This window comes from Marivita sp. NO-S04 (genome assembly GCF_059070475.1).
Genome location: NZ_CM180980.1, coordinates 101,117 through 125,345 on the forward strand (window position 1 = coordinate 101,117; position 24,229 = coordinate 125,345).

24 protein-coding genes are annotated in these 24,229 nt (G+C 59.1%); 10 read left to right on the forward strand and 14 right to left on the reverse strand.

Going from position 1 to position 24,229, the window contains the following annotated elements; all coding sequences use genetic code 11:
• Positions 1–28 precede the first annotated feature (28 nt).
• From ACK3EW_RS00505 to ACK3EW_RS00520, 4 genes are all read left to right on the forward strand, one after another.
• The gene (locus tag ACK3EW_RS00505) at positions 29–433 is read left to right on the forward strand and encodes a hypothetical protein (protein WP_493808040.1); all 405 of its coding nucleotides are present in this window, start codon (positions 29–31) and stop codon (positions 431–433) included.
• 127 nt (positions 434–560) lie between these two features.
• Positions 561–830, forward strand: coding sequence for a 30S ribosomal protein S15 (gene rpsO / locus ACK3EW_RS00510; protein ID WP_085627853.1), 270 nt, complete (start codon positions 561–563; stop codon positions 828–830).
• A gap of 283 nt (positions 831–1,113) precedes the next feature.
• Positions 1,114–3,255, forward strand: a complete 2,142-nt coding sequence (gene pnp, locus ACK3EW_RS00515; RefSeq protein ID WP_439118879.1) for a polyribonucleotide nucleotidyltransferase — start codon at positions 1,114–1,116, stop codon at positions 3,253–3,255.
• Between the two features lie 103 nt (positions 3,256–3,358).
• A complete protein-coding gene (locus tag ACK3EW_RS00520) occupies positions 3,359–3,877 on the forward strand; it encodes a CIA30 family protein (RefSeq protein ID WP_493808041.1) in 519 nt (172 codons plus the stop codon).
• Between the two features lie 144 nt (positions 3,878–4,021).
• On the opposite strand, the gene ACK3EW_RS00525 is transcribed toward ACK3EW_RS00520, so the two are convergent.
• Positions 4,022–4,708, reverse strand: a complete 687-nt coding sequence (locus ACK3EW_RS00525; RefSeq protein WP_085627856.1) for a response regulator transcription factor — start codon at positions 4,706–4,708, stop codon at positions 4,022–4,024.
• 159 nt (positions 4,709–4,867) lie between these two features.
• Here ACK3EW_RS00525 and ribA point away from each other — a divergent pair, with 159 nt between their 5' ends.
• The 4 genes from ribA to ACK3EW_RS00545 are packed head-to-tail and all read left to right on the forward strand — an operon-like array spanning position 4,868 to position 7,854.
• On the forward strand, positions 4,868–5,956 hold the full coding sequence (gene ribA, locus ACK3EW_RS00530; protein WP_493808042.1) for a GTP cyclohydrolase II: 1,089 nt from the start codon (positions 4,868–4,870) through the stop codon (positions 5,954–5,956).
• The gene (locus ACK3EW_RS00535) at positions 5,953–6,459 is read left to right on the forward strand and encodes a L,D-transpeptidase family protein (protein WP_493808043.1); all 507 of its coding nucleotides are present in this window, start codon (positions 5,953–5,955) and stop codon (positions 6,457–6,459) included. Before ribA ends, ACK3EW_RS00535 begins: the two co-directional genes overlap by 4 nt.
• Before the next feature lie 25 nt (positions 6,460–6,484).
• Positions 6,485–7,066 carry a uracil-DNA glycosylase family protein gene (locus ACK3EW_RS00540; RefSeq protein ID WP_493808044.1) on the forward strand — a complete coding sequence of 194 codons (582 nt, stop codon included), beginning with the start codon at positions 6,485–6,487 and terminating at the stop codon, positions 7,064–7,066.
• Positions 7,063–7,854, forward strand: a complete 792-nt coding sequence (locus tag ACK3EW_RS00545; RefSeq protein ID WP_493808045.1) for an SseB family protein — start codon at positions 7,063–7,065, stop codon at positions 7,852–7,854. The genes ACK3EW_RS00540 and ACK3EW_RS00545 overlap by 4 nt, the downstream gene beginning before the upstream one ends.
• A gap of 36 nt (positions 7,855–7,890) precedes the next feature.
• On the opposite strand, the gene ACK3EW_RS00550 is transcribed toward ACK3EW_RS00545, so the two are convergent.
• From ACK3EW_RS00550 to ACK3EW_RS00610, 13 genes are all read right to left on the reverse strand, one after another.
• Positions 7,891–8,898, reverse strand: coding sequence for a P1 family peptidase (locus ACK3EW_RS00550; protein WP_493808046.1), 1,008 nt, complete (start codon positions 8,896–8,898; stop codon positions 7,891–7,893).
• 85 nt (positions 8,899–8,983) lie between these two features.
• The gene (locus tag ACK3EW_RS00555) at positions 8,984–9,724 is read right to left on the reverse strand and encodes an SDR family oxidoreductase (RefSeq protein ID WP_493808047.1); all 741 of its coding nucleotides are present in this window, start codon (positions 9,722–9,724) and stop codon (positions 8,984–8,986) included.
• Positions 9,725–9,739: 15 nt separating this feature from the next.
• Positions 9,740–11,185: an aldehyde dehydrogenase family protein gene (locus ACK3EW_RS00560; RefSeq protein ID WP_493808048.1), complete on the reverse strand. Its 1,446-nt coding sequence runs from the start codon at positions 11,183–11,185 to the stop codon at positions 9,740–9,742.
• Positions 11,163–12,779: an ABC transporter ATP-binding protein gene (locus tag ACK3EW_RS00565; protein ID WP_493808049.1), complete on the reverse strand. Its 1,617-nt coding sequence runs from the start codon at positions 12,777–12,779 to the stop codon at positions 11,163–11,165. Before ACK3EW_RS00565 ends, ACK3EW_RS00560 begins: the two co-directional genes overlap by 23 nt.
• A complete protein-coding gene (locus ACK3EW_RS00570) occupies positions 12,776–13,591 on the reverse strand; it encodes an ABC transporter permease (protein WP_493808050.1) in 816 nt (271 codons plus the stop codon). Before ACK3EW_RS00570 ends, ACK3EW_RS00565 begins: the two co-directional genes overlap by 4 nt.
• Positions 13,588–14,535, reverse strand: coding sequence for an ABC transporter permease (locus tag ACK3EW_RS00575; protein WP_439118889.1), 948 nt, complete (start codon positions 14,533–14,535; stop codon positions 13,588–13,590). Before ACK3EW_RS00575 ends, ACK3EW_RS00570 begins: the two co-directional genes overlap by 4 nt.
• Positions 14,536–14,612: 77 nt before the next feature.
• Positions 14,613–15,212, reverse strand: a complete 600-nt coding sequence (locus ACK3EW_RS00580) for a hypothetical protein (RefSeq protein ID WP_493808051.1) — start codon at positions 15,210–15,212, stop codon at positions 14,613–14,615.
• A 175-nt stretch (positions 15,213–15,387) separates the two neighbouring features.
• Positions 15,388–17,127 (reverse strand): bifunctional helix-turn-helix transcriptional regulator/alpha/beta hydrolase, encoded by a 1,740-nt coding sequence (locus ACK3EW_RS00585; RefSeq protein ID WP_493808052.1) that lies wholly within the window; start codon positions 17,125–17,127, stop codon positions 15,388–15,390.
• A gap of 111 nt (positions 17,128–17,238) precedes the next feature.
• Positions 17,239–17,529, reverse strand: a complete 291-nt coding sequence (locus ACK3EW_RS00590; protein ID WP_493808053.1) for a 4a-hydroxytetrahydrobiopterin dehydratase — start codon at positions 17,527–17,529, stop codon at positions 17,239–17,241.
• Entirely contained in the window at positions 17,526–18,725 is a 1,200-nt protein-coding gene (locus ACK3EW_RS00595; protein ID WP_493808054.1) for a GNAT family N-acetyltransferase, read from the reverse strand. The genes ACK3EW_RS00590 and ACK3EW_RS00595 overlap by 4 nt, the downstream gene beginning before the upstream one ends.
• Positions 18,726–18,773: 48 nt before the next feature.
• Positions 18,774–19,529, reverse strand: coding sequence for a glycerophosphodiester phosphodiesterase family protein (locus ACK3EW_RS00600; protein WP_493808055.1), 756 nt, complete (start codon positions 19,527–19,529; stop codon positions 18,774–18,776).
• Entirely contained in the window at positions 19,526–19,987 is a 462-nt protein-coding gene (locus ACK3EW_RS00605; protein WP_085627872.1) for a RidA family protein, read from the reverse strand. The genes ACK3EW_RS00600 and ACK3EW_RS00605 overlap by 4 nt, the downstream gene beginning before the upstream one ends.
• Positions 19,988–20,080: 93 nt before the next feature.
• The gene (locus ACK3EW_RS00610; RefSeq protein ID WP_493808056.1) at positions 20,081–22,243 is read right to left on the reverse strand and encodes a transglycosylase domain-containing protein; all 2,163 of its coding nucleotides are present in this window, start codon (positions 22,241–22,243) and stop codon (positions 20,081–20,083) included.
• A gap of 251 nt (positions 22,244–22,494) precedes the next feature.
• Here ACK3EW_RS00610 and ACK3EW_RS00615 point away from each other — a divergent pair, with 251 nt between their 5' ends.
• Both ACK3EW_RS00615 and ACK3EW_RS00620 read left to right on the forward strand, forming a co-directional pair.
• On the forward strand, positions 22,495–22,833 hold the full coding sequence (locus ACK3EW_RS00615; RefSeq protein ID WP_085628146.1) for a P-II family nitrogen regulator: 339 nt from the start codon (positions 22,495–22,497) through the stop codon (positions 22,831–22,833).
• A gap of 36 nt (positions 22,834–22,869) precedes the next feature.
• Positions 22,870–24,180 (forward strand): ammonium transporter, encoded by a 1,311-nt coding sequence (locus ACK3EW_RS00620; protein ID WP_493808057.1) that lies wholly within the window; start codon positions 22,870–22,872, stop codon positions 24,178–24,180.
• The last annotated feature ends 49 nt before the right edge of the window (positions 24,181–24,229 follow it).

Consider the following 24,229-nt stretch of genomic DNA (forward strand, 5'->3'; position numbering starts at 1 on the left):
TGGACCTCATTGGTTAAGGTGAGGGTCCATGGGTTTGGCGTTTCAGATTGGTGCTCTGGCCCCTCTTGTGGCTGTGGGTCTGGCGCTGATTGGCCGTCGTCCACGCCAAAAGTTGCAAGATTTGCATGTTCCGCAAGACAAGCCAGTCGGCGCGTTGATGGTGTTTCAGCGCACGGGGCGCATTCACGAACGGCCTTCCGAACTGTCGATCCCGGATCGGGTTTATTCGTTTGAAGATGCACAAGACCGGGTTCTTTCGATGATCACAGCCAAGAACATGTCACCGGCAACGCTCTCTTTGCGTCTGTGCGCAATGAATCCTTTTTGGACCGATGTGTTGGTAGAGGACGACGTGATCGTACAGGTTCCCACAGCAGTGTTGACTGGCCGCAGCGCAGGGCGATACCGGCAGGACCATTGCTCCGGCGCTTAAGGCTTCCCATCACCATTTTTTTCGCCTATACGCCCGCATCCGCATGACGTGCGGAGATTCTCCATGGGCCTTGCTGGACGACATCCCGGCTTGTGCCATTCACACAAACCTTCGAAAGGAGACCCCGATGTCGATTACTGTCGAAGAAAAGAACCGCTTGATGAAAGAATTCGCCACCAAAGAAGGCGATACAGGTTCCCCTGAAGTGCAGGTTGCCATTCTGACCAGCCGCATCTCTACCCTGACCGAGCATTTTAAGACCCACAAAAAAGACAACCACTCGCGTCGTGGTTTGCTCAAGCTGGTTGCACAGCGTCGTAAGCTTTTGGACTACACCAAAGGCAAAGACGAAGCGCGCTATCAGGACCTGATCAAGCGTCTTGGCATCCGCCGCTAAGGCTTGTCGATACACGGTTTCGGAGGGGCTCGCTTTGCGGGCCCTTTTCTTTTTGCGCGCTTCGCGAGCGACCATGTTTTGCGAAGTTTTGCGCCGGGTCACCCTTAAGTATAGCGACAAAACGAAGTGTTTTCTTTGATCCCGATTTCCTGTAAGGCCCACCTATCTGAGACGTGACGCTTCGACCCTGGCGCATGACATGATGAAAGGGTCGGCGGCAATGGGGCCGCCATGAAAACGGGAGACCCGGAGGGCCGGGAGTGCTCCCATACAGGAAACGATGATGTTCAACATTTCGACGAAAAGCATGCAGTGGGGCGAGGAAACGCTCACACTGGAAACGGGCAAGGTTGCCCGTCAGGCCGATGGCAGCGTGATTGCCACCCTCGGTGAGACCTCGGTCATGGCCAACGTGACGTTCGCCAAGCAGCCGAAACCCGGTCAGGATTTCTTTCCGCTGACCGTCCACTATCAGGAAAAATACTATGCTGCCGGTAAAGTGCCGGGTGGCTTCTTCAAGCGCGAAGCGCGTCCGACGGAAAAAGAAACGCTGACCGCGCGTTTGATTGACCGTCCGATCCGTCCGCTGTTTGTGCCGGGCTTCAAGAACGAAGTTCTGGTGATGTGTACCGTTCTGTCCCACGATCTGGTCAATGACCCTGACATCGTTGCGATGATTGCAGCTTCTGCTGCGCTGACCATTTCCGGCGCACCGTTCATGGGCCCGATCGCGGGCTGCCGCGTGGGTTATGTCGATGGCGAATATATCCTCAACCCCGAAGTCGAGGACATGGATCAGCTGCGCAACAACCCCGAGCAGCGGCTTGATCTGGTTGTCGCGGGCACCAAAGATGCCGTGATGATGGTGGAATCGGAAGCCTACGAGCTGACCGAGGAAGAAATGCTGGGTGCTGTGACATTCGCACACGAGCAGATCCAGCCTGTCATTGACCTGATCATTGACTTGGCCGAATCCGCAGCGAAAGAGCCGTTTGATTTCCAGCCGCCGGATTATTCCGATCTCTATGCCGCTGTGAAAGCTGCTGGAGAAGACAAGATCCGCGCAGCTTATGCGATCACCGACAAGCAAGAGCGGACAACTGCTTTGTCTGATGCCAAAACGGCGATCAAAGACGCGTTGACCGAAGAGCAGCTTGAAGATGCGAACCTTGGGTCCGCAATGAAAAAGCTCGAAGCGTCGATCCTGCGTGGCGACGTTGTGAAAACCGGCAAGCGGATCGACGGCCGTGCGCTGGACACAGTGCGTCCGATCGTTTGCGAAACCGGTCTTCTGCCGCGGACACACGGCTCAGCCTTGTTCACCCGTGGTGAAACACAGGGCTTGGTGGTGACCACGCTGGGCACGGGCGACGATGAACAGATCATCGACGCGCTGCACGGGAACTACCGCTCCAACTTCCTGCTGCACTATAACTTCCCGCCGTATTCGGTTGGCGAAGCGGGCCGCGTTGGCCCTCCGGGACGTCGCGAAATCGGCCACGGTAAACTGGCATGGCGTGCGCTTCAGGCGGTTCTGCCTGCGGCAACAGACTTCCCGTACACCGTGCGCGTTGTGTCCGAGATCACGGAATCCAACGGCTCGTCCTCGATGGCGTCGGTCTGTGGTGGTTCTTTGTCCATGATGGATGCAGGCGTGCCGCTGAAATCCGCTGTGGCGGGTGTCGCGATGGGTCTGATCCTCGAAGAGGACGGGTCCTACGCGGTTCTGACCGACATCCTCGGTGACGAAGATCACCTTGGCGACATGGACTTCAAAGTGGCAGGGACCGAGAACGGGATCACCTCGCTGCAGATGGACATCAAGGTTGCGGGCATCACGCCGGAAATCATGAAAAAGGCCCTCGCCCAAGCCAAGGAAGGCCGTCTGCATATCCTCGGCGAGATGGCCAAGGCGCTCACAGGTGCTGCGGAATTCAGCGTCCACGCGCCGCGCATCGAGACCATGCAGATCCCGACCGACAAGATCCGTGAAGTGATCGGTTCGGGCGGTAAGGTCATCCGCGAGATCGTGGAAGTGTCCGGTGCCAAGGTCGACATCAACGATGACGGTATCATCAAGATTGCCAGCCCGAACGGCGAAGCCATCCAAAAGGCCTATGACATGATCTATTCGATCGTCGCAGAGCCGGAAGAGGGCCATGTCTACAAAGGCAAGGTCGTGAAGATCGTCGATTTCGGTGCCTTCGTGAACTTCTTTGGCAAGCGGGACGGTCTGGTCCACGTATCTCAGATCGAAAACCGTCGCCTGAACCATCCGTCGGATGTGCTCAAGGAAGGTCAGGAAGTTTACGTAAAGCTTCTGGGCTTTGACGACCGTGGCAAGGTCCGCCTTGCGATGAAGATGGTCGATCAGGAAACCGGCGAAGAGCTGGCCCCCGAGAAAAAGACAGAGGACGCGGAGTAATCTGCTGCCAGCCAAGTCTTTGAAAGGAAAGCGCCTCTTTACGAGGCGCTTTTTTTATTTTTTGCGCGACCTACATTTGGGTCGGGAAAATGGGGGATGTGTTATGTCTGTCTTGTTTGCTGAACAATCGCTGACGGAGACCGTGTTTGACGACTTTTCCGGAGATGCTGCCGCGCGGTGGGATTTTGTGGCCGACACTGTCATGGGTGGCGTTTCGTCTGGGCACATAGAGGTTGTCACTTCTGGTCCGTCGAAAGCCCTGCGTCTTTGCGGCGATGTCAGTACCAGAAACAACGGTGGTTTCGTCCAAGCGCGGCGTCGCTTCTCTGCGCGTTGGTCCGCTGAGGCAATCGGCGTGCGCCTGTCGGTCATTGGCAACGGTGCGCGCTATTTCGTCTTCCTCAAGACGCCGCATCTGTCGCGTGTCTGGCATTCATACCGCGCCCCGTTTGTTGCGGGTGACACTTGGCAGACCGTCGACATTCCGTTCACCATGTTTGCACCGTCACATATGGGCATGCCGGCCATGGTCGCCCCTTCGGATGTCAACAGCGTGGCAATCGTGGCGTATGGGGATGACTATGACGCGGATGTCACGGTTCGCGAGATCAGGGTCTACTGAAAAAAAGACCCCGGATAAAATCCGGGGCCAGGTCCAACAGGGAGGTGCATATGATAACCCGCATATGCGACGGGAACTGTTACCATTCAGATAAAAGATGTGCATGCCATGCTTCTTTGATCTGAATCAAAATAGACTAAGGTCTTATGACACCAGGCGATAACCGCCAGACTCTGTCACGAGCAACCGGGCGTTTGAGGGATCGGGTTCGATCTTCTGGCGCAGGCGATAGATATGTGTTTCGAGCGTGTGTGTGGTCACGCCAGCATTGTAGCCCCACACTTCGTGCAGCAGTGTATCGCGCGCCACGACGCCGTCGGTGGAGCGATAGAGAAACTTGAGGATATTTGTCTCTTTTTCTGTCAGGCGGATTTTCTTGTCGTCCTCTGTCATCAACAGCTTCATTGAGGGCTTGAACGTGTACGGCCCAAGCGTGAACACGGCGTCCTCGGATTGCTCATGCTGACGCAGCTGCGCACGGATACGGGCCAGCAGCACAGGGAACTTGAACGGCTTGGTGACATAGTCGTTTGCCCCGGCATCAAGGCCAAGGATCGTGTCTGCATCCGAATCATGCCCCGTCAGCATCAGCACCGGCGCCTTGACACCCTGCTTGCGCATCAGCCGGCACAGTTCGCGGCCGTCGGTATCGGGAAGACCGACATCGAGAATGATAAGATCGTAAAGCTGTTCTTTGACCCGGCCCATTGCGGCAGTCCCGCAATCCGCCTCGAACACTTCAAAATCTTCCGTCATCACGAGCTGCTCGGCCAAAGCCTCGCGCAGGTCGTCGTCATCGTCGACCAGAAGAATATTCTTGAGCTGTGCCATTGTGTTGTCTCTCCGTCGGTTTCAAGACAGATGGGCAAGACGTTGCGCGCGGGCAAGAATTGCTGCAAGTGTTTCACGGCCTCGTGTATGCAGGGGCCAAATGTTTCATAAATCGGGGTCATTTGTTGCAGATGACCCCTGTGAAAGACCCAAGGTTAGATGGCACTGGCACCTGACATCACCGATCTTCTCGCCCGTGCGAGGGCCGATTTGCGCATGGGTGTGCCGATTGTTCTGGGCAATACGCATGGCATTCTGGTGCTGGCGGTCGAGTCGCTTGATGCCGACCGGCTGCAAGACGTGATCGCATTGGGGGCTGATGTTGATTTGGTGCTGACTGGGCGTCGCGCCGCAACGCTCAAGGCGCGGGCCTATGATGGTGATGTCGCGCGTGTGGCGCTCTCCAAGGATGCGACGCTGCGTTGGGTTCAGGCGGTCGCTGACCCCGCTGATGATTTGTCCCATCCGATGAAAGGCCCGTTGGTAACCCGCCGCGAAGGCGATCCAACACTGCATCGTCTGGCAGTGACACTCGCCAAATCCGCTCGACTTTTGCCGGCGGTGCTTGTTGCGCCCCTGACTGACCCGAAGACGTTTGCGGCTGAACATACGCTAACTGTGCTCGATCCGGCTGCGGCAGCGCCACGATTGGGTGCCTCGGTTGTTTTTGACAGCGTGGTGTCAGCGCGTGTGCCGCTGCGCGCGGCGCAAAATGCGCGTTTGCATGTCTTCCGACCCGAGGACGGATCGGAAGAACACTACGTGATAGAAATCGGACGCCCGAACCGGGCCAATCCCGTGCTCTCACGGTTGCACTCGGCGTGCTTTACCGGCGATCTCTTGGGCAGCCTCAAATGTGACTGCGGTCCGCAATTGAACGGCGCGTTGGCGGCGATGGGGGCCGAGGGCGAGGGCATACTGCTTTACCTGAACCAAGAAGGGCGCGGGATCGGGCTTGCCAACAAGATGCGCGCCTATGCCCTGCAGGATCAGGGCTTTGATACGGTCGAGGCAAATCACCGCCTTGGCTTTGAAGATGATGAACGGGATTTCCGCATCGGGGCCGAATTGCTGCGCAAACTGGGCTTCAACGCGGTCCGGCTGATGACGAACAACCCGGCCAAGATTGCGATGATGGAGAAGCAGGGCATCACTGTTGCTGAACGCGTACCCTTGAAGGTTGGGGAAAACCCGCACAATACCGACTATCTGGCCACTAAGGCGCGAAAGTCGGGGCATCTTCTATGACGCGGCACGACATGGTTCTGACCCGTCAGGGGCTGCGATTCATGGGGCAGTTGTGGCCCTGTACCATCGGCAAGGGTGGCATCCTTGCGAACAAGCGCGAAGGCGACGGCGGAACCCCTGTTGGGATGCACCGGATCGTCGGGCTGCTCTATCGTCCTGACCGTATGTCCCGGCCGACCGATTGGGCGGTGCCGATCAGGCCCGGTGATCTCTGGTCTGACGATCCGACCCATGAAGACTATAACCTCATGGTTCGAGCACCGTATCCTTATAGCCATGAAACCCTGCGCCGCGCAGATCCGCTTTATGATCTGGTTCTGCTGACTGACTGGAATTGGCCGCGCGCCGAAAAGGGGTGCGGCTCTGCGATCTTTCTGCACCGCTGGAGGCGTCCGGGCTATCCCACTGAAGGCTGCGTGGCGTTTCGTCCCGATCACCTACGCCGCATCGCGCGTCTGATCCGCTACGACACACGTTTGGTCGTGCCTGCATCATTGACCTGAGCCGCGAGGCATTACATCCGGTGACATGATTGTTCAGAACCGTCTTTCCAACTGCACTCTCTGTGCCGACCGCTTTGCCGCGACTGCGACCCGCCATCGACCCAAGCCCGTAGTCTGGTTTCGCGCTGGAGCGCGACTGCTGATCTGTAGCCAAGCGCCGGGGATGCGTGCGCACACCAGCCGCATTCCCTTTGATGATCCCTCTGGGGACCGCCTGCGCGATTGGCTCGGGCTGGACAGCGATGCGTTCTATGACCAAACCCGTGTTGCGATTGTACCGATGGGGTTTTGCTTCCCCGGCTATGATGCCGCGGGATCGGACCTGCCGCCGCCCGTGATCTGCCGTCAGACATGGCATGACGAGGTGTTGGACCATGTTGGCACAGTGCCTTTTAAACTGGTCGTCGGGGGGTATGCGCACAAGTATCACTTGCGCACAAAGGTTGGGGTCACGGAGACCGTGCGCGCGTGGCGCGACCATTGGCCTTCGGTTCTGCCCTTGCCGCACCCAAGCTGGCGCAATACGGCTTGGATCAAGAAAAACCCGTGGTTCGAGGCCGAGGTACTTCCTGCCCTGCGGGCCCGGGTTCAAGAGGTGATGGCATGACGTTGCAAACCCCACTGGACCAGGCACATGCGGCGATGGAGGCCGACGCTGACGCAGATGCGCCTCGCCTGCGGTTTTATGACAGGCTTGCCGAAGCAGAGCTGTTTCTCATGCTCGCGCGCGAGGCCGAAGGCGATCAGGCTGAACCGGAACTCTTCGATCTGGGTGACGCACGATTTGTGCTGGTGTTCGACACCGAAGAGAGGCTCGGTTCATTTTCCGGCCGCGCCGTACCCTATGCTGCTTTGTCAGGCCGCTCGATTGTCGGCATGCTGGCCGGGCAGGGGATCGGCATCGCGCTGAACCCCGAAGTTGCTCCGTCGTCGATTCTGTTGCCGTCCGAGGCGGTGGATTGGCTGGCAGAGACTGTGGCCCAAGGCCCATCCGAAGCCGAGGCACGTCCGGAAGAGCTGCGCGCGCCCGGTGCACTTCCTGCTGGATTGCTGGAAGCGATCGACGCCAAGCTGCGCACAGCGACCGGATTGGCGCGGAGAGGTTATCTGGCCGAAGTGGTCTATGACAGTGGTGTGCGTGGACATCTCATCGGCTTTACGGGCGCAGTGCCGGGGGCAGAGGGGGCCTTGGCGCGCGCCATACAGGAAGCGCTGGTGTTTTCCGGTTTGGAAGCCGCCGCGCTTGATGTGGTGTTCTTGCGAGACAGTGATCCGGTCACAGCGCAGTTGGCGCGCGTCGGGTTGCGGTTCGATCTGCCGGAGCCTGAAGTGCCAGCACCGGTCAAGCGTGTGGCGCCGGGGGGCAATCCGGACAAACCGCCGATCCTGAGATAAACAACCTCCGTCAACGGAGGTTGCAAAACTGATGAATCATTTTTGCCCGCGCTCTTGCCGGAATGTTGGTAGGCCGTCATCCGCGCGCGGGGTCGCTTCCCAGATCGCGCGCGCGATGGCGCGTGCCATGCAGACAGACGCGAAATGTCCGAGTAGGGGCATGATGTCCTCTGCAGGAGGGCCGCGTCGGGCGGTGCTGGACGCGAAGATCAGATCGCCGTCATAGGGTGTGTGCGCAGGCACAAGTGCCCGTGCGAACCCATCATGCGCCGCCGTGGCCAGACGTTTGCATCCGGCTTTGTCCAATGTGGCATCGGTGGCAACGATGCCGATGGTGGTGTTGCCATGCTGTGCCATTGCGGCTGTCTTGCGACTGGGGGGAAGAGGTTGGAGGTTTGCTGCCGGATCCGGCCCCAGCCCGCCGAACTCCGAGCCGATCTCGAACGGCGCGGCCCAGAAGTGTTTGCCGCTTGGAGTCGTAGCGCTGCCCAACGCGTTGACCACCACAAGCGCGCCGATGGTTGTGCCGTCCGACAGGACCAGAGAGGCCGACCCCAGCCCCCCTTTATGTTGCGCATCCGTTGCCCCGGTGCCTGCGCCTGCGGTGCCGAGGGTGAAATCCCGTGTTACAGCTGACAGAGCCATGCGTCCCAGACCCGGATAGGGGTTTTCCGTCCAGCCCTTCTGACCATTGTTGAGCAGATCGAAGATGATCGCTGCCGGCACAATCGGGACGCGGGCGGAATGCACCTGAAACCCACGCCCTTGCGTGGCCAGCGCGTCCATCACGCCTTGTGCCGCGGCAAGGCCAAATGCGGACCCGCCCGAGAGGACAATGGCGTCGACGCCGGGGACGGTCTTATCCGGTTCCAGCAGGTCTGTGTCGCGCGTGCCCGGAGCGCCGCCCATCACGGCGTAGCTTGTTGTCATTGGACCGTCCTCTGACAGCAGAACCGTGGTGCCGGACTTGAGGTCATCGTCCTGTGCGTTGCCAACCGCCAGACCCGCGACATCGGTGATCAAATTGCGGGGACCGGGCGTCATTTTGATGTACCGCCTTTGGCTGCGTCGGAGTGAGGGGCCAGCCCCTCACACTCCCCGAGGTATTTGGGGCCCAAAGAAGCCGGGCTCATATGCAGCGGCCTCCGTCGACTTCCATGCAGACGCCGGTGATCATGCTCGCCTCGTCCGAGCACAGAAAGGCTGCAGCGTTGCCAAGGTCTTCGGGTTGCGAAAAGCGACCCAGCGGGATGGTGGAAAGGAACTTGGCGCGAATTTCCGGCGTGTCTTCTCCCATGAAGCTTTTGAGCAGCGGCGTTTCGCCAGCCACCGGGTTGAGCGCGTTCACGCGGATGCCATCGGGTGCCAGTTCGACGGCCATGGTGAGCGTCGCGGTGATCACCCAACCCTTGGAGGCGTTGTACCAATTGAGACGTGGACGCGGCGAGACACCTGCAGTGGAGGCAATGTTGAGGATGTTACCTGATCCGCGATGCTTGAAATGCGGCACAAGGCTGCGCGCGCTAAGATAGACGGATTTGCAATTCACCGCAAAGACGCGGTCGAAATCGTCTTCGGTGATGTCTTCCAGCGGTCCGGGCAGATGGGTCACACCGGCATTGTTTACCATGATATCGACATGGCCCATTTTGCGGATCGCCGTTTCGATCATGTCAGCCACTTGATCGCCGTTCGAGATGTCGGCGGTGTGGGCATGGCCGTTTATTTCGGTCGCAATCGCTTGGGCGGCGTCGGTGTTCAGATCGACCACCATGACCCGAGCCCCTTCGGCTGCGAATTTACGAGCGATGCCTGCGCCAAAGCCGGACGCGGCGCCGGTGACGATGGCAGTTTTGCCGTTGAGCCTCATGTGTTTCCTCCCGATTCACCCGTGTTTCGCGGCAACCGTTTTGAGGGTCGAGAAGCCGTAGAGCGCCTCGAACCCCTTTTCCCGGCCATGGCCGGATTTGCCGACACCGCCAAAAGGCAGTTCGACACCGCCGCCCGCGCCGTAGTTGTTGAGGAAAACCTGCCCGGTTTTCAGCGCCTTGGCCAGCCGCATCTGGCGTGCGCCATTGGCGGTCCAGACACCGGCGACAAGGCCGTAGATTGTGCCGTTGGCAATCGCGACCGCCTCGTCTTCGGTGTCGAAGGGGATGAGCACTTGCACTGGGCCGAAAAGCTCGTCCTGCGACAAGGGGTGATCCGGGGGCACAGGGCCATAGAGGCGTGGCTGCACATAGGCGCCATTCGGTGGCAGGTCATCCGGCATCGGGGTTTGTGCAATGCAGGTCAGGTCATGGGCGGCTTTGAGCAGAGTCTCGAAGCGGGCTTTCTGTTTGGTCGAGATTAACGGGCCAATATCGGGATCGCTGCTGGCGGGACCGACGGTCTTGGCGCGGTACGCGTCGACCATGCGGGCTGCAACCGTATCGTAAATGTTGCGATGGATCAGAATGCGCGAGGCAGCGGAACAGGTCTGTCCTGCGTTCTGAAGCCCGGCGTTGACGAGGAACGGCAAAGCCGCGTCAAGATCGGCGTCGTCAAATACGATCTGCGGGGACTTGCCGCCAAGTTCCAGAGTGACGGGTACCACGTTTTCTGCAGCCAGCGTTTGGATCATGCGCCCGGTCTGGACCGAGCCTGTGAAGCTCAAATGCTGGACACCGGGATGGCGCGCAAGCGCGGCGCCCGCCTCGGCTCCAAGGCCGGGGACCACGTTCAGCGCACCATCGGGAAATCCCGCCGCCTTGGCCAGATGGGCAAACATCAGCGCGGTCAGGCAGGCATCTTCGGCGGGTTTCAAAACGCAGGCATTGCCCATGGCAAGCGCGGCCCCGACAGAGCGGCCGATGATCTGCATCGGGTAGTTCCACGGAACGATATGGCCTGTCACGCCATGCGGTTCGCGCAAGGTGTAGACGGTGTAGCCGTCGAGATAGGGTATGGTTTCGCCGTGCACCTTATCCGCGGCACCACCGTAGAATTCGCAATACCGTGCCAGTGCGAGGGCATCTGCATGGGCTTGGGTGATGGGTTTGCCCACGTCCAGTGTTTCCAATGTTGTCAGAAGGTCAGTGTGCTCAAGCACAAGCTGGCCGAGGCGGCTGAGGCAGCGACCGCGTTCCAGCGCGCTCATCTTGCCCCATTCACCGTCCAGCGCGATCTGGGCAGCAGTGACAGCGGCATCCACATCCGCGTCCGTGCTGCGGCCAATCCGGCACGGCGTGCTGCCATCGGAGGGGTTGATGAGCGGCAGCGTATCCGGTGTGGCGCGCCACGTGCCGCCGATCAGGACATGGCTGGGATCAAAGGGCAGGGTGGGGAGCATTTTGGGCCTCTGGAAAGTCGGGAAGTTGTGGCGCGGCGTCCATCAGCTCGCGGGTATAGGGATGGTTGGGCGTATGGAAGATATCCGCTGTTGGACGATCTTCGACAATCTCACCTGCGCGCATGACCATCACGCGGTCGGTGATAGAACGCACGACACTCAGATCGTGGCTGATGAACAGATATGTCAGGCCATAGGCGCGGCTGAGGTCGGCCATCAGGTCGAGGATCTGGGCTCGTACCCGCACGTCGAGGGCAGACACTGCTTCATCAAAGACGATTAGGTCAGGCTTGATGATCAACGCGCGGGCAATGGCGATGCGCTGGCGTTGGCCGCCGGAAAAGGCGTGGGTGTGGCGGTTGGCATCTTCGGGTTTCAGGCCCACGGCAATCAGGGCCTCGGCAATCGCGGTGTCGCGGTCTGTGCCCTTGGGCGGGTCGGGCAAGAGGTGGAAAGGTTCGGTGATCAGACGTGCAACGCGGTGGCGTGGGTTGAAGCTGCCATAGGGGTCCTGGAACACCACCTGCATTTTGCGACCGACTTTCAGGTTCGGATGGCCGTCCCGCCAGACAGGATCCCCGTCAAGGGTGATTTGGCCACCTTGCGTCGGTTCAAGGCCAAGGATGGCGCGGGTGAGGGTGGATTTGCCACACCCAGATTCGCCGACAAGCCCCACGCGTTCGCCGCGTTTGATCTCAAAGCTGACAGTGTTGACAGCGCGGAACATAGGGCGCGGCCCGAAGGGTGTTTTGCGGGGGAGCGGGAAGTCACGGCTGACGTTCTGAACCGAGAGCAGCGGCGCTTCGGCTTTGGCCTTACCCAGATCAGCCTGATGGCGCGACGCGTCGAACAAAGCCTTTGTGTAAGGATGGCGCATTTCGCGCAAGACCTGCGCGGTTGGCCCGGACTCCACGATTTCTCCGTGGCGCATGACGTTGAGCGTGTCGGCCATTTCGCTGACCACGGCAAGGTCGTGGGTGATCATCATCATCGCCATGCCGTCCTCTTTGACCAGCCGTTTGAGCAGGTCGAGGATCTGCGCCTGTGTCGTCAGATCGAGCGCCGTTGTCGGCTCATCCGCGATCAGAAGCCGGGGGCGCAGGGCGATTGCCATGGCGATGACGACGCGCTGGCGCTGTCCACCGCTGAGTTCGTGCGGGTAGCGCGTCAGGGGGAATCGGTCAGAGGGTAGGCCGACGCGGCTCAGGACTTCGCGGGCACGCTCTTCCGCCCGATCCGGAGGCATGGCCTTGTGAATAAGGATGGTCTCCATCACTTGTGCGCCGATTGTTTGCACCGGGTTCAGCGCAGTCATGGGTTCTTGAAAGACCATGCCGATCTCGCGCCCGCGCAGGTCGCACATCTTTGGTTCGGGCAGGGTCAGCAGATCGGTTCCGTCGAAAGTGATGGTGCCGCTGGTGCTCGCTCCTTTCGGCAACAGGCCCATTGTTGTGAAGGCGGTCATGGACTTTCCAGATCCGCTTTCCCCCGTCAGCGCCGTGATCTCACCCTCTGCGATCTTCAGTGAAATACCATGCAAGATCGGCGTGCCGTGGATCGCAAGCGACAGGTTCTCCATGCGTAACAGAGTCATGCGCGCACCACCTTGAGGCGCGGGTCCAGCGCATCGCGCAATCCGTCGCCCAAAAGGTTCAGCCCCAGCACCATCGCTATGATGGTCAGCCCCGGGATCAGAGCCACATGCGGAGCCAACGAAACCATGGTTTGTGCATCCGCCAACATGCGTCCCCAGCTTGGGATCGGGGGCTGCGCGCCAAGGCCGACATAGCTCAGACCCGCTTCGGCCAGTATGCCAAGGCTGAACTGGATGGTGCCCTGCACGATCAGCAGATTAGCCACGTTGGGCAATATGTGTTCGACGCTGATGCGGGTGCGGGTCTTGCCTGCCACCTGCGCTGCCATGATGAATTCGCGCTTCCAAAGGCTCAGCGCGGCACCACGGGTGATGCGGGCGAAGACGGGGATGTTGAATATCCCGATGGCGATGATCGCATTTGTGGCGCTTGGGCCGAAGACGGCCGTGATCAGGATCGCAATGACCAGTGATGGGAAAGCGAAGATCAGGTCGTTCATCCGCATGATCACTTCGTCCAGCATCCCGCCACGCCGTGCGGCTGCAGCCAGACCCAAAGGAACGCCAAGGCCCATCCCTATACCCACTGCAACCAAAGCCACTGCAATGGATGTGCGCGCACCGACCATCAGCATCGACAGGATGTCGCGCCCGAAGTGATCGGTGCCCAACCAGTTGTCCGAGCTAGGCGGTTTGAGGCGGCCCGCGATGTTCATCGCCTCCACGCTGTCGGGCGTCCAGACGAAGGACAGAAGCGCCGCGATGACAAAGAGGCTGGTGAGCAGCCCGCCCAAGATGAGGTTGCGGCTCATGTCCGTGTCCTTAGCCGGGGATCGACGGCGGCATAGGCCAGATCGACAAAGAAATTCACCATAATGACGGCAAAGACCAAGAGCATCACCACGGATTCCACCACGATCAAGTCGCGCTGGGTGATGGCCTGAAAGATCAGCCGCCCAAGGCCCGGTAAGAAGAAGACCTGTTCGATGATGATCGCACCCGCCAACAAGAAGGCGAATTGCAGACCGATGATCGTCAGCACGGGGATCAGAGCATTGCGCAGACCGTGCCGCCAGAGCGCCTGGCGTTCCGTAAGCCCCTTGGCGCGCGCGGTGCGCATGAAATCCTCGCCCAGAATGTCGAGCAGCGAGGATCGCATCACGCGGGTGAGGATCGCGGCTTGGGGCAGGGCAAGGGCAATGGCGGGCAGTGTAAGTGCTTTCATCCCTCCCCAGAAACCCTTGTCCCAACCGGGAAAGCCTCCTGCGCTGAACCAGCGTAAGTTGATGGCAAAGATCAGCACCAGCATCATTGCAAACCAGAAGTTTGGAATCGCGACGCCCAGCTGCGTCGCTCCGGTGACAGCCAGATCGCCGGGGCCACCGCGACGCGCAGCGGCGAAAATACCCGCCGGAAAAGCGATCAATGTCGACAGCGTCAGCGCATAAAGCGCAAGTGGCAGCGACACCCACATTCGGTCCGCGATCATCTGCACCACGGGGGTGCGGTACGTGTAGGACGTGCCGAAATCACCAGTAAGCATGCCGCCGACCCAACTTAGGTAACGGTCGAGTTTCGACTGGTCCAACCCAAGCTCGGTGCGCAAAGCGGCCACGGTGTCGGGCTGCGCGTTGATGCCCAGCATAAAGCTGGCCGGATCACCGGGTGCAATCTCGACCACGACGAAAATCACCACCGAAGCCACGATCAGGCTTATGGCAAGTGAGATCAGTCGTTTGACGATATAGCCCAGCATTGTGGGCAGGTTAGGCCAAGCCTTCGGGCAAGGGAACGCAGAAAGCGGTGCTGTCCCCTTGCCCGGAGTACGGTTGTTCAGCCGACCGGCGCGACCTGTTTCCGGCGCGATGTCGTCGCCATGGCGCGGGGCAGGGCAATCGGGGCTGCGTCGCCCGCGTTCAGAAGGCCTTGGCGCAGTGCGGCTTGGTGGATCACGAAACCAAGTTGTGGTTCCAGAAGCATCAGCCACGCCAGTTTGAACCCGGACAGCCGCGTTATGCCGGACAGGCCCACTGATCGCAGAAAATGCCGGGTTCCCATTGGGCAGAGGGGCGAGCAGTGCGCGTCTTCGATCAGGATGTCAAAGCGCGCCTGCCGACGTCGAAGGGCGCGCGCAATCCGCTGCAGCTCGGTCCAGCGCGACTTGATCTGGCGGCGTTGGGCAAGGGCGGCACGTGCTTCTTCAAATGCTTCGAAGGGACAATCCGCTTCGGAATGATATCCGCGTGCTTTGCCGTTGGAGAAGACGAACCAAAGCAGTTCGCCTCGTGTGGTGATGGCACGATAGGCATATTGACTGCCATCATCCGATGTCACCTTGTGAGCGCTGTCATAGAACAGCGAGATCCAGTCGGATCGTTGGGGGATGAAGTCGCCGCCTAAAGCTATGATATCCTGATCAATAAGGGACATCATCTGACGCTCCTGCGCCAAGCGCTCGTAGGCAGCGACCTTCGATAAAATATTTGGCATTACAAAGGGTTCTCTAAAAAGTTTTGGTGCTGAAAAAGGCTCAGTAAGATGACCTTAGGGAAGCACGATCTGACGCAATATCCCCATATGGGGACAAAGTGTCGGCAGGGCATTTTTTTCAGACCGTCGGGATCGTATAGATCCGATCATAGGGCTGAACGTCTAGCCCTGCTGCCCGCGCAACCATCCATGGCCAGCTTGAAATATGCTGGTAGTGGCCCCTGTCGTCGAAAAGCGTGAAACTGGCATTCGGCAAGTGCCGGGACAACAACTCGCCACCTTGTGCCGGAGCGACATTGTCGTCGGCACCGTGGTAAATTTCGGTCTCGGCCAGCACGTGCCGCACGTCGAAATCCCAACCACGTGCGTTGAGCAGATTTTCTTCGACCATGCCGTTGACCCCACCAGCGGTGCGTTCTTCCAGCATCTTCGAAGACCGGATGCTGATGGTCGGATGCGACAACAGTTCGGCATCATGTGCGCTGGGCGTCCGTTTGCAGTAGCGCTCCATGTAACGGGGCGCGTTCTGGATGATCGAGCGTACGAGGAACGGGATCAATTGCCGGAACATCGCGGGCCAACGCTGTGCCAGAACAGCTGACAAGTGATAGAACTGATCCAACTCGCGCCAATTGTCGTGTTTGTAACTGGGATAACTGGGGGACGAGAGCACGACTTTCCGGATTCGCCCCTGCAATTCATGTGCTGTTCCAAGCGCCACGCCAGAACCGAAGGAAAAGCTCATCAAGGAAACCTGATCATACCCCAACGCATCGAACAGGCATTCCAAATCCGGTGCAAATTCGCGAAGGCTGGTCATCTTCTTGAAATCCGACCGATAGATCCCCGGCCGACAGGGCATGATCAACCGCACGCCGTAGTGATCAAGATGTTCAAGGTATTGGCGTGGAAATCCGGTTAGATCAATCGACGATCCAGACAGTGCATCAAAGAGCACAACAGGTCTGCCGTCCTCAGGCCCAAGAATGAAGTATTCAAGCATCCGCCCGTCTGGAAGCCGCAGCAACCGCCGTACTTGAAACCGTTCGGCATCGGTGGTTTCGCGCTGCCGGAACATTGACAGCGGGCTTTTCGCGATGGTGTTGATCAGGTCGACTTGGCTGTTGAGGCCTGTCTTCTCAAACACCCGCTTAAGATAGGTCCGCCCGGACTCGTAGCTGATCCCCATTGCGGTACTCGCTTTGCGCAAGTCGCTGGTCTCCATCAACCCGCGCACCAAAGCCTGTTCCCGCAGGGTCAGGTCATGTGCGCTTGCCAATGCGCGGAGCCCGTCGGCGGTGTTCTGATTTGTGGCTACCAAAACGGCGGCTGCCTTTGCGGGGAATCCCATGCGGATCGCCTCTTGGCGGGGCAGAAGCAGATAGGTGGTTTCGCTCTCGCGGGTCATCAAGGATTGCGGGGTTTCAAGCCGGTTCGACTCGGACACCCAGCGAGACAGTGTTTTGGCCTTGGCTTCCTCTTCGTTACCACCCGTCGCCGGAAGAAGCTTGATCGGCGCATCAAGCGCCAACCCGGTTTCCCGCATTGCTTGATTGATGACCAAGGGCGCTCCGTTGTCGTCAACCAGTGCGATCCCTACTGCAAATGTCCCCAACACGGCTTCAAGATCGGATTCCCGTTCCTGCAGGCGCACCATCTTTTCCGAGATCTCGATGGCGCGTCGGAAATGAATCATCAGATCGCTCAGATCGTGACGCTGGTCGGCCTCGATCATCCGGCCATCGGCGGCCATCTGTACCTGTTCGGTCAACTCGAGGATCAACTCTGGCAAAAGCGAGTTGTCGAGCGACGCCTCGTAGACAAGATGGGTCAGACGTTCATTCGATGGAGAGGACATGTCACCACGCACATACTGTTAACCAATCTGAGGCTAGCAGAAGCCGAAACGTGGGAGCACTGAAAAAACTGTGAATTCCTTACCGTCTGGCGCGACACGCTCGATACAGGCTCAAAGCGTGTCCAATTTTCTAGCCAATTTGGCGTCCAAGGACGACAGACCGCCAACGTCATGCGTCGTCAGCGTGACCTCGACTCGATTGTAGACGTTAAACCATTCGGGATGGTGGTTCCATTTTTCAGCCCAAAGCGCCGCCCTGACCATCCAACTGAAGGCTTCCGTGAAGTCGCTGAACTTGAACGTTTTGCTGATTGCGTCTTTCTCTTCGTCTAGGCTCCAGCCTGTATCCAAAAGTGGGCCAAGGACTGTCTTGCGCGCTGTGTCGGAAAGTTTCTCGGTCATTCGTGATCCTCTGTATTCACTTTGCGGAAGGGGCCGTAATTCGTCAGAACCTCAATATCCTGTCCGACAGCGTCCGCTTCTGCCTCAAGGTAACGCGCGATGGCGTCCGAGAAACCCGGGTCTCCGACCCAATGCAGGGAATGGGTGTAAACCGGCAGATATCCGCGTGCCAGTTTGTGTTCGCCCTGTGCCCCGGCTTCGACGCGGGATTGGCCGTGCGCAATCGCGTAATCCATGGCCTGATAGTAGCACAGTTCGAAATGAAGGCAGGGGTGGTCCTCAACGCAGCCCCAGTAGCGCCCGAAAAGCGTGTCGCGCCCGATGACGTTCATGGCGCCTGCCACCCAACGCCCATCACGTTCCGCCAAGACCAGCAGGATGTCATCCCGCAGCCGCTCTTGTGCGATGTCAAAGAACTTGCGGGTGAGGTAGGGCGTTCCCCATTTGCGTGCGCCGGTGTCCTGATAGAACGTCCAGAACGCATCCCAGTGTTCGGGCTGGATCTGGTCGCCAGTGAACTGGTGGATCGTCCCGCCGAACCCCCGTGCACGTTCGCGTTCCTTGCGGATGGTCTTGCGCTTCCGCGAACTCAGGTCGGCAAGGAACGCGTCGAAATCGGCATAGCCCCGGTTTTCCCAATGGTATTGCTGCGTGCGACGGCGCAGTAGCCCGATCTGTTCTCCGACAATCGCTTCGGCTTCGGTGCAGAAGGTGATGTGGAGCGATGACAATTCGTTGTCTGACGCCACCTGAACCGCACCTTGGACCAAAGCGCTGATCCCCTCGGCCTCGAAACCTGGACGGGTCAGGAACCGACGGCCCGTGGCGGGTGTGAACGGAACCGCAATCTGGAGCTTGGGATAATACCGCCCGCCCGCGCGTTCCCATGCATGCGCCCAGTTGTGGTCGAAGATGTATTCACCCTGACTGTGGCTTTTCGCATAAAGTGGCGCACAGCCAATGATCTGCCCGTCCATCTCGGCTGTCATGTAGCGCGGATCCCAGCCTGTGCCTGTGCCGACGGACCGACTATCCTCAAATGCCTTGAGGAACCGGTAGGTCGTGAACGGATCATAGGCTCTCCCGCCGTCTGCCACTTCCGGGCAAGCGCAAGCGTCCCAATCCTCCGGCGCGATCTGCGACAGGGACCCGTGCATTGAGATGGCGATTGTGGGCGCGTCGGTTGGGTCGGACATGTCCGTTCCTTGGTTACGCGATGCTACGTGGGTCTGATCAGACGCGGATCAAGCCACATAACCTTCAAAGGTGATGTTGTCTGCGATTTTGCGGGCCTGACGTTCTTGCTCAGGGCTGCGGATCGTCCAGCACAGAATTGGAACACCCTGCGCCTTGAGTTGTTCCACGCGGGGCGAATCCAAATCGGTGTGATCATGGCTCAGGAAATCGGCGTCGATCTCTTTGAACCCCGGAATGGTGGCCAATTCGGCGCGCCGATCCACGGGTACATGCGGTTCGTCGATCTTGCGCCACGCACAACCAATGATCCCGCGCGGCGTATCTGGCGACAACTCTGCCACCTTGGCCACCATGCTCGGGTTGAACGACATAAGCGCAAACTGACCTTCGTAGCTTTTCAGGACATCCAACGCCGCCTTCTCGAGCGTGCCATCGGTTTCACCCATCGCGCCGTGCTGGTCCTTCAGTTCGATCAGCAGGGGCACGGCCCCATCGACCTGCTCCAACACACGCGCCAGCGTAGGAATCCGGTCGGTGCCGCCTTTGAGCGTGAACGTCTCAAGCTCGGCGGCATCCCGGTCTCGCACCGCCCCTGTTTCCGCAGTCAGCCGCTCCAACGTGTCGTCATGAAACACCATCGGCACACCATCGCGCGACAGTTGCAGGTCAAGTTCAATCGGATATCCGGCAGCGATGGCGGCGGCAAAAGCCGAGGGGCTGTTTTCGATCACCCCTTCGGCCTTGTTGTGATAGCCGCGATGCGCAATCGGGCGCGTCAGAAACGCGGGCGGCAGCCGGGTCATAGCAGTTCGAAAATCCCTTCGATTTCGACAGCCACACCAAATGGCAAGGATGCCGCCGACACTGCAGAACGGGCATGCCGGCCATTGTCGCCCAAAACGCTTACCATCAGATCCGACGCGCCATTCACGACTTTTGGCTGGTCACCGAAATCGGCGGTAGAGTTCACAAAACCCACCAGCTTGACCACGCGAACCTTGCTCAGATCGCCACCCGCTGCTTTGCGGGCCTGTGACAACAGTGCTAGAGCACAGTATTTGGCTGCTTCTGCGCCGGCCTCGGCATCGAGATCATCACCCAGCTTGCCTTTGACCAGACCATCTGGCCCGGTCGGCAATTGGCCCGACACATAAACCTGATTTCCGGTCTGCACGAACGGCACGTAATTCGCGGCGGGCGCAGGTGCGTCAGGCAAAGTCAGGCCCAGTTCCGCAAGGCGGGCGTCGATAGCATTGGTCATGGTGTCTCCCCTTTTTCGTTTGTGCGGACGCTATTGCCCACCGCCGGAAATGGGAAGGGGAAAGACGACGATCTGTCCTGTGATGAAGCCCGGTCAGTTTTGACCTAGAATATCGCGCAAGAGTTGGTTCAGCGCGTTTTCAAGCGCATTGCCACCTTGTTCCTGCTGCTGTGCGGGTTGTTGCGGTTGTGGTTGCGCAACCTGTCGCGGCGGGGTCGGTTCGATCATCGGCAAAGGGCGCACGGGCAGGCCTTCGTGGACACGCACCATCGCCTCGTGCCAGATCTCGGCAGGCAGGCCGCTTCCTGTCACCCCGGCAAGAGGTGTGTTGTCGTCATAACCCATCCAGACGCCAGTCACGTAATCCGCCGTGAACCCAATGAACCAAGCATCGCGCGCTTCCTGAGATGTGCCCGTCTTACCCGCGACCTGACGATCCGACAGTTTCGCACGCCCGCCTGTGCCTTGGCTGACCACCTTTTCCATCATCCATATGAGTTGGCGTGCGGCCTCTTCATTGATGACGCGCTCCCCGATTCCGCCGCCGGTGCCCATCAAGGGTTGATCTTCACCAACCAGACGCAATTCCCTGAGGCCATAGGGCGTCACGGAAGATCCACCATTCAGGATACCGGCATAGGCGCCTGTCATTTCCAGCAATGATGCTTCGGACGCGCCAAGCGCCAATGCTGGCGTGTCGGTCAAAGAGCTTTGGATACCGAAATCCTCGGAAACCTTGCGCACCAGATCGCGGCCCACGGATTCCGAAATCTTCACTGCCGGAATGTTCAGGCTTTTCGCCAAGGCTTCGGTCAGCGTGACCGCTCCGTAATATTGTCCCGAATAGTTCTCGGGGCACCAGCGGCCAGAGCCTGGAATGTTCATGCAGAACGGTTCGTCCGTCACCGAGTCATAGGGGCTGTAGCCCAACTCGAGCGCCGTCGCATAGACAAAGGGTTTGAAAGCTGATCCGGTCTGTCGCTTGGCTTGCGTCGCGCGGTTGAACACGCCTGACACATTGGTCTGTCGCCCACCCACCATGCCACGCACTGCGCCATCGGCTGACATCACGACAATCGCCGCCTGCGCTTTGGACCCTTCACGGACCTTGGTTGCAAAGACAGTCTTGATCGCGTCTTCGGCGGCCTTTTGGATACGCTGATCCAGCGTTGTCGAGATGACCACGTCCTCGGTTGTGTCACGGGTAAAGAAATCCGGGCCGGACTGCATGACCCAATCCGCGAAATAACCCCCAGTTTGTGTTTTGGCCTTGTCCGACAGCGTTGCAGGGTTCGCCTGCGCGGCGCGCGTCTGTTCGTCCGTCAAGAAACCCTGTTCATTCATCAACCGGAGCACAGTCGCTGCCCGCGCCTGTGACCGTTCAATGTTCGATGTCGGTGCAAGGCTGGACGGCGCAGTCAACAGACCGGCGATCATAGCACCTTCTTGTGGGCTCAACGCTGAGGCCGGTTTTGAGAAATATCGCTCTGCCGCCGCAGCCGCACCATAAGCGCCGCCGCCCATATATGCGCGGTTCAGATAGATCGAGAGGATCTCATCCTTGGAATACTTAAGCTCCATCGCCAGCGCGTAGACGGCTTCTTTGCCCTTGCGGTAAAGCGATCCGCGTCGGCAGTCGGCGACATACTCCGCTTCGTTCTTCCATGCGTTGGGGTCGAACGTCACACCAAGGCAAAGCAATTTCGCGGTTTGTTGTGTGATCGTGGACCCGCCATGCCCCGAAAGCGGCCCGCGCCCTTCGGATAGGTTGATCCTAACCGCTGATGCCACGCCACGAGGCGAAATGCCGAAGTGGCTGTAGAAGCGACGGTCTTCGGTCGCGATCACGGCGTTCTTGAGGTGTGGGGATACAGTGTCGGCTGTCACAACCCCACCGAACTGGTCGCCGCGCCATGCAAAGGCGACGCTGTCACGGTCCAAAAGTTGCACGGACCCTCGAGCGCGGCCATCCAGCGCTTCGGAAACCGGGGGCAATGTCGTGTATTCGTAGCCGACAAATCCGGCGATTATAATCGCAGCGACAAGGCCCGCGCGCAGAAACAGCCGAAAGAAAAATCGGAACACCCAGCCGATGATGCCGGTGAAGAACCCGACGATTCTGCCGCGCTTGGCCTTGGCACGCGTCGTCTTGCGCTTGGCTGGGGGCGCCTTGCGGGGCTTGGACGCTTTGGGTGGCGTCTTGGGATATCGCCGGTCCGCGACCAGACGGTTTTTCCCGCGTCGTGAATCAGTCATGGCGTTCGCCTGTGATGCTGCTCTTTTTTTATCAATCTAGTGGCTTTCGCCGTCGATGTGGACTGGTCAAGAACAGGTTACTTGGTTTTTTGATCGCACAAAAAATAATCAAAGTAGCAAATTTGTGCAAAATTTGTGCAACTTGATGTGCTGTAGCCCCCGGTCTCTTGGCTGGAAACTTCCATTCCCCTCCTGTGTGCCTCTTTTCTGCGCTTGCAAACAAGATCGACCTGCAAGGGAAAGGGACCAAGGTGAAGTTCATCATAGCGACAATCAAGCCATTCAAGCTTGAAGAAGTCCGCGAGGCGCTCACAGACATTGGCGTCCGCGGCATGATGGTAACCGAGATCAAGGGGTTTGGCTCTCAGTCCGGCCATACCGAGATTTACCGTGGCGCGGAATACGCGGTGAACTTCGTGCCGAAAATCAAACTCGAAATCGTGGTCGGTGCCGACATGGCAGACCAAGTGATCGAGACCATCACCAAGACTGCCCGCACCGGCAAGATCGGCGACGGCAAGATCTTCGTGCTCGATGCGCAGCAGGCCATCCGCGTGCGCACAGGCGAAACCAATGGGGATGCGCTCTGAACAGGCGCTGTGACAGAGATTAGGGGACACATACAGATGAAACTACTCAAGACACTCCTGCCCGCTGCCGCGCTTGTTGCGCTGCCAGTCATGGGCATGGCTCAAGAGGCCGCCGCGCCGACCATGGACGAGGTCGGCCCGTATATCTTCACCACACTCCTGTTCCTCATGGCAGGCTTCCTCGTGTTCTTCATGGCAGCTGGTTTTGCCATGCTCGAAGCAGGCCTCGTGCGTTCCAAGAACGTGGCGATGCAGCTGACCAAGAACATCGCACTCTTCTCCATCGCCGCCATCATGTACTGGCTCGTCGGTTTCAACACGATGTATCCGGGCGACTTCAATGGCTTCTTCGCCATTGGCGGTCAGACCGTGCTTGACCCGGTCGGCGTTGCCGCTGCCGATGCCGCGCTTGATTATGCGTCGGTTGGCTCTGACTTCTTCTTCCAGCTGGTCTTCGTTGCAGCAACCGCGTCCATTGTGTCCGGTGCCGTGGCCGAACGCATCAAGCTGTGGCCCTTCCTTGCCTTCGTTGTCGTTCTGACCGGTCTCATGTACCCGATCTCCGGCTCCTGGCAGTGGGGCGGCGGCTGGCTGTCCGAAATGGGCTTCTCCGACTTCGCCGGTTCGACTGTCGTGCACTCTGTCGGTGGCTGGGCTGCTCTGGCTGGTGTGATCGTGCTTGGTCCGCGTCTGGGCAAGTACAAAGATGGCCGCGTCAATCCGATCCCGGGCTCCAACCTGGCACTCGCAACTCTCGGCACATTCATCCTGTGGCTCGGCTGGTTCGGCTTCAACGGTGGCTCGCAGCTCGCAATGGGCACTGTGGGTGATGTCTCCGACGTGTCGCGCATCTTTGCCAACACCAACATGGCGGCAGCCGCCGGTGCTGTAACCGCGCTGATCCTGACACAGCTGCTCTACAAAAAGGTCGACCTGACCATGGTGCTCAACGGTGCTCTGGCTGGCCTCGTGTCGATCACTGCTGAGCCGCTCGCTCCGACGCTCTTCGGCGCTCTGTGGATTGGTGCAGTCGGTGGTGTGATCGTGGTCTTCGCGGTTCCGTTCCTCGATAAGCTCAAGATCGACGACGTTGTCGGTGCCATCCCGGTCCACCTCTTTGCGGGCATCTGGGGCACCATCGCCGTTATTTTCTACGGTGAAGCGCAACTGATGACCCAGCTGACAGGTATCGTGGCTTACGGTGTGTTTACCTTCGTTGCCTCGCTGATCCTCTGGTTCATCCTGAAAGCAACCGTGGGCATCCGCGTCAGCGAAGAAGAAGAGATCAATGGTCTCGACATGGCTGAGCTGGGCATGGAAGCGTACCCTGAATTCTCCAAAGGCTGATCTCCTCCTTCCTATCAGTCTTTAGTGACCAACTGCCCGGGCGTTCGCG

Excerpts from the sequence above, each read along its gene's own strand:
- ACK3EW_RS00505 (WP_493808040.1), top strand. The coding sequence starts at position 29 with ATGGGTTTGGCGTTTCAGATTGGTGCTCTGGCCCCTCTTGTGGCTGTG.
- rpsO (WP_085627853.1), top strand. The coding sequence starts at position 561 with ATGTCGATTACTGTCGAAGAAAAGAACCGCTTGATGAAAGAATTCGCC.
- pnp (WP_439118879.1), top strand. The coding sequence starts at position 1,114 with ATGTTCAACATTTCGACGAAAAGCATGCAGTGGGGCGAGGAAACGCTC.
- ACK3EW_RS00520 (WP_493808041.1), top strand. The coding sequence starts at position 3,359 with ATGTCTGTCTTGTTTGCTGAACAATCGCTGACGGAGACCGTGTTTGAC.
- ACK3EW_RS00525 (WP_085627856.1), bottom strand. The coding sequence starts at position 4,708 with ATGGCACAGCTCAAGAATATTCTTCTGGTCGACGATGACGACGACCTG.
- ribA (WP_493808042.1), top strand. The coding sequence starts at position 4,868 with ATGGCACTGGCACCTGACATCACCGATCTTCTCGCCCGTGCGAGGGCC.
- ACK3EW_RS00535 (WP_493808043.1), top strand. The coding sequence starts at position 5,953 with ATGACGCGGCACGACATGGTTCTGACCCGTCAGGGGCTGCGATTCATG.
- ACK3EW_RS00540 (WP_493808044.1), top strand. The coding sequence starts at position 6,485 with ATGATTGTTCAGAACCGTCTTTCCAACTGCACTCTCTGTGCCGACCGC.
- ACK3EW_RS00545 (WP_493808045.1), top strand. The coding sequence starts at position 7,063 with ATGACGTTGCAAACCCCACTGGACCAGGCACATGCGGCGATGGAGGCC.
- ACK3EW_RS00550 (WP_493808046.1), bottom strand. The coding sequence starts at position 8,898 with ATGACGCCCGGTCCCCGCAATTTGATCACCGATGTCGCGGGTCTGGCG.
- ACK3EW_RS00555 (WP_493808047.1), bottom strand. The coding sequence starts at position 9,724 with ATGAGGCTCAACGGCAAAACTGCCATCGTCACCGGCGCCGCGTCCGGC.
- ACK3EW_RS00560 (WP_493808048.1), bottom strand. The coding sequence starts at position 11,185 with ATGCTCCCCACCCTGCCCTTTGATCCCAGCCATGTCCTGATCGGCGGC.
- ACK3EW_RS00565 (WP_493808049.1), bottom strand. The coding sequence starts at position 12,779 with ATGACTCTGTTACGCATGGAGAACCTGTCGCTTGCGATCCACGGCACG.
- ACK3EW_RS00570 (WP_493808050.1), bottom strand. The coding sequence starts at position 13,591 with ATGAGCCGCAACCTCATCTTGGGCGGGCTGCTCACCAGCCTCTTTGTC.
- ACK3EW_RS00575 (WP_439118889.1), bottom strand. The coding sequence starts at position 14,535 with ATGCTGGGCTATATCGTCAAACGACTGATCTCACTTGCCATAAGCCTG.
- ACK3EW_RS00580 (WP_493808051.1), bottom strand. The coding sequence starts at position 15,212 with ATGATGTCCCTTATTGATCAGGATATCATAGCTTTAGGCGGCGACTTC.
- ACK3EW_RS00585 (WP_493808052.1), bottom strand. The coding sequence starts at position 17,127 with ATGTCCTCTCCATCGAATGAACGTCTGACCCATCTTGTCTACGAGGCG.
- ACK3EW_RS00590 (WP_493808053.1), bottom strand. The coding sequence starts at position 17,529 with ATGACCGAGAAACTTTCCGACACAGCGCGCAAGACAGTCCTTGGCCCA.
- ACK3EW_RS00595 (WP_493808054.1), bottom strand. The coding sequence starts at position 18,725 with ATGTCCGACCCAACCGACGCGCCCACAATCGCCATCTCAATGCACGGG.
- ACK3EW_RS00600 (WP_493808055.1), bottom strand. The coding sequence starts at position 19,529 with ATGACCCGGCTGCCGCCCGCGTTTCTGACGCGCCCGATTGCGCATCGC.
- ACK3EW_RS00605 (WP_085627872.1), bottom strand. The coding sequence starts at position 19,987 with ATGACCAATGCTATCGACGCCCGCCTTGCGGAACTGGGCCTGACTTTG.
- ACK3EW_RS00610 (WP_493808056.1), bottom strand. The coding sequence starts at position 22,243 with ATGACTGATTCACGACGCGGGAAAAACCGTCTGGTCGCGGACCGGCGA.
- ACK3EW_RS00620 (WP_493808057.1), top strand. The coding sequence starts at position 22,870 with ATGAAACTACTCAAGACACTCCTGCCCGCTGCCGCGCTTGTTGCGCTG.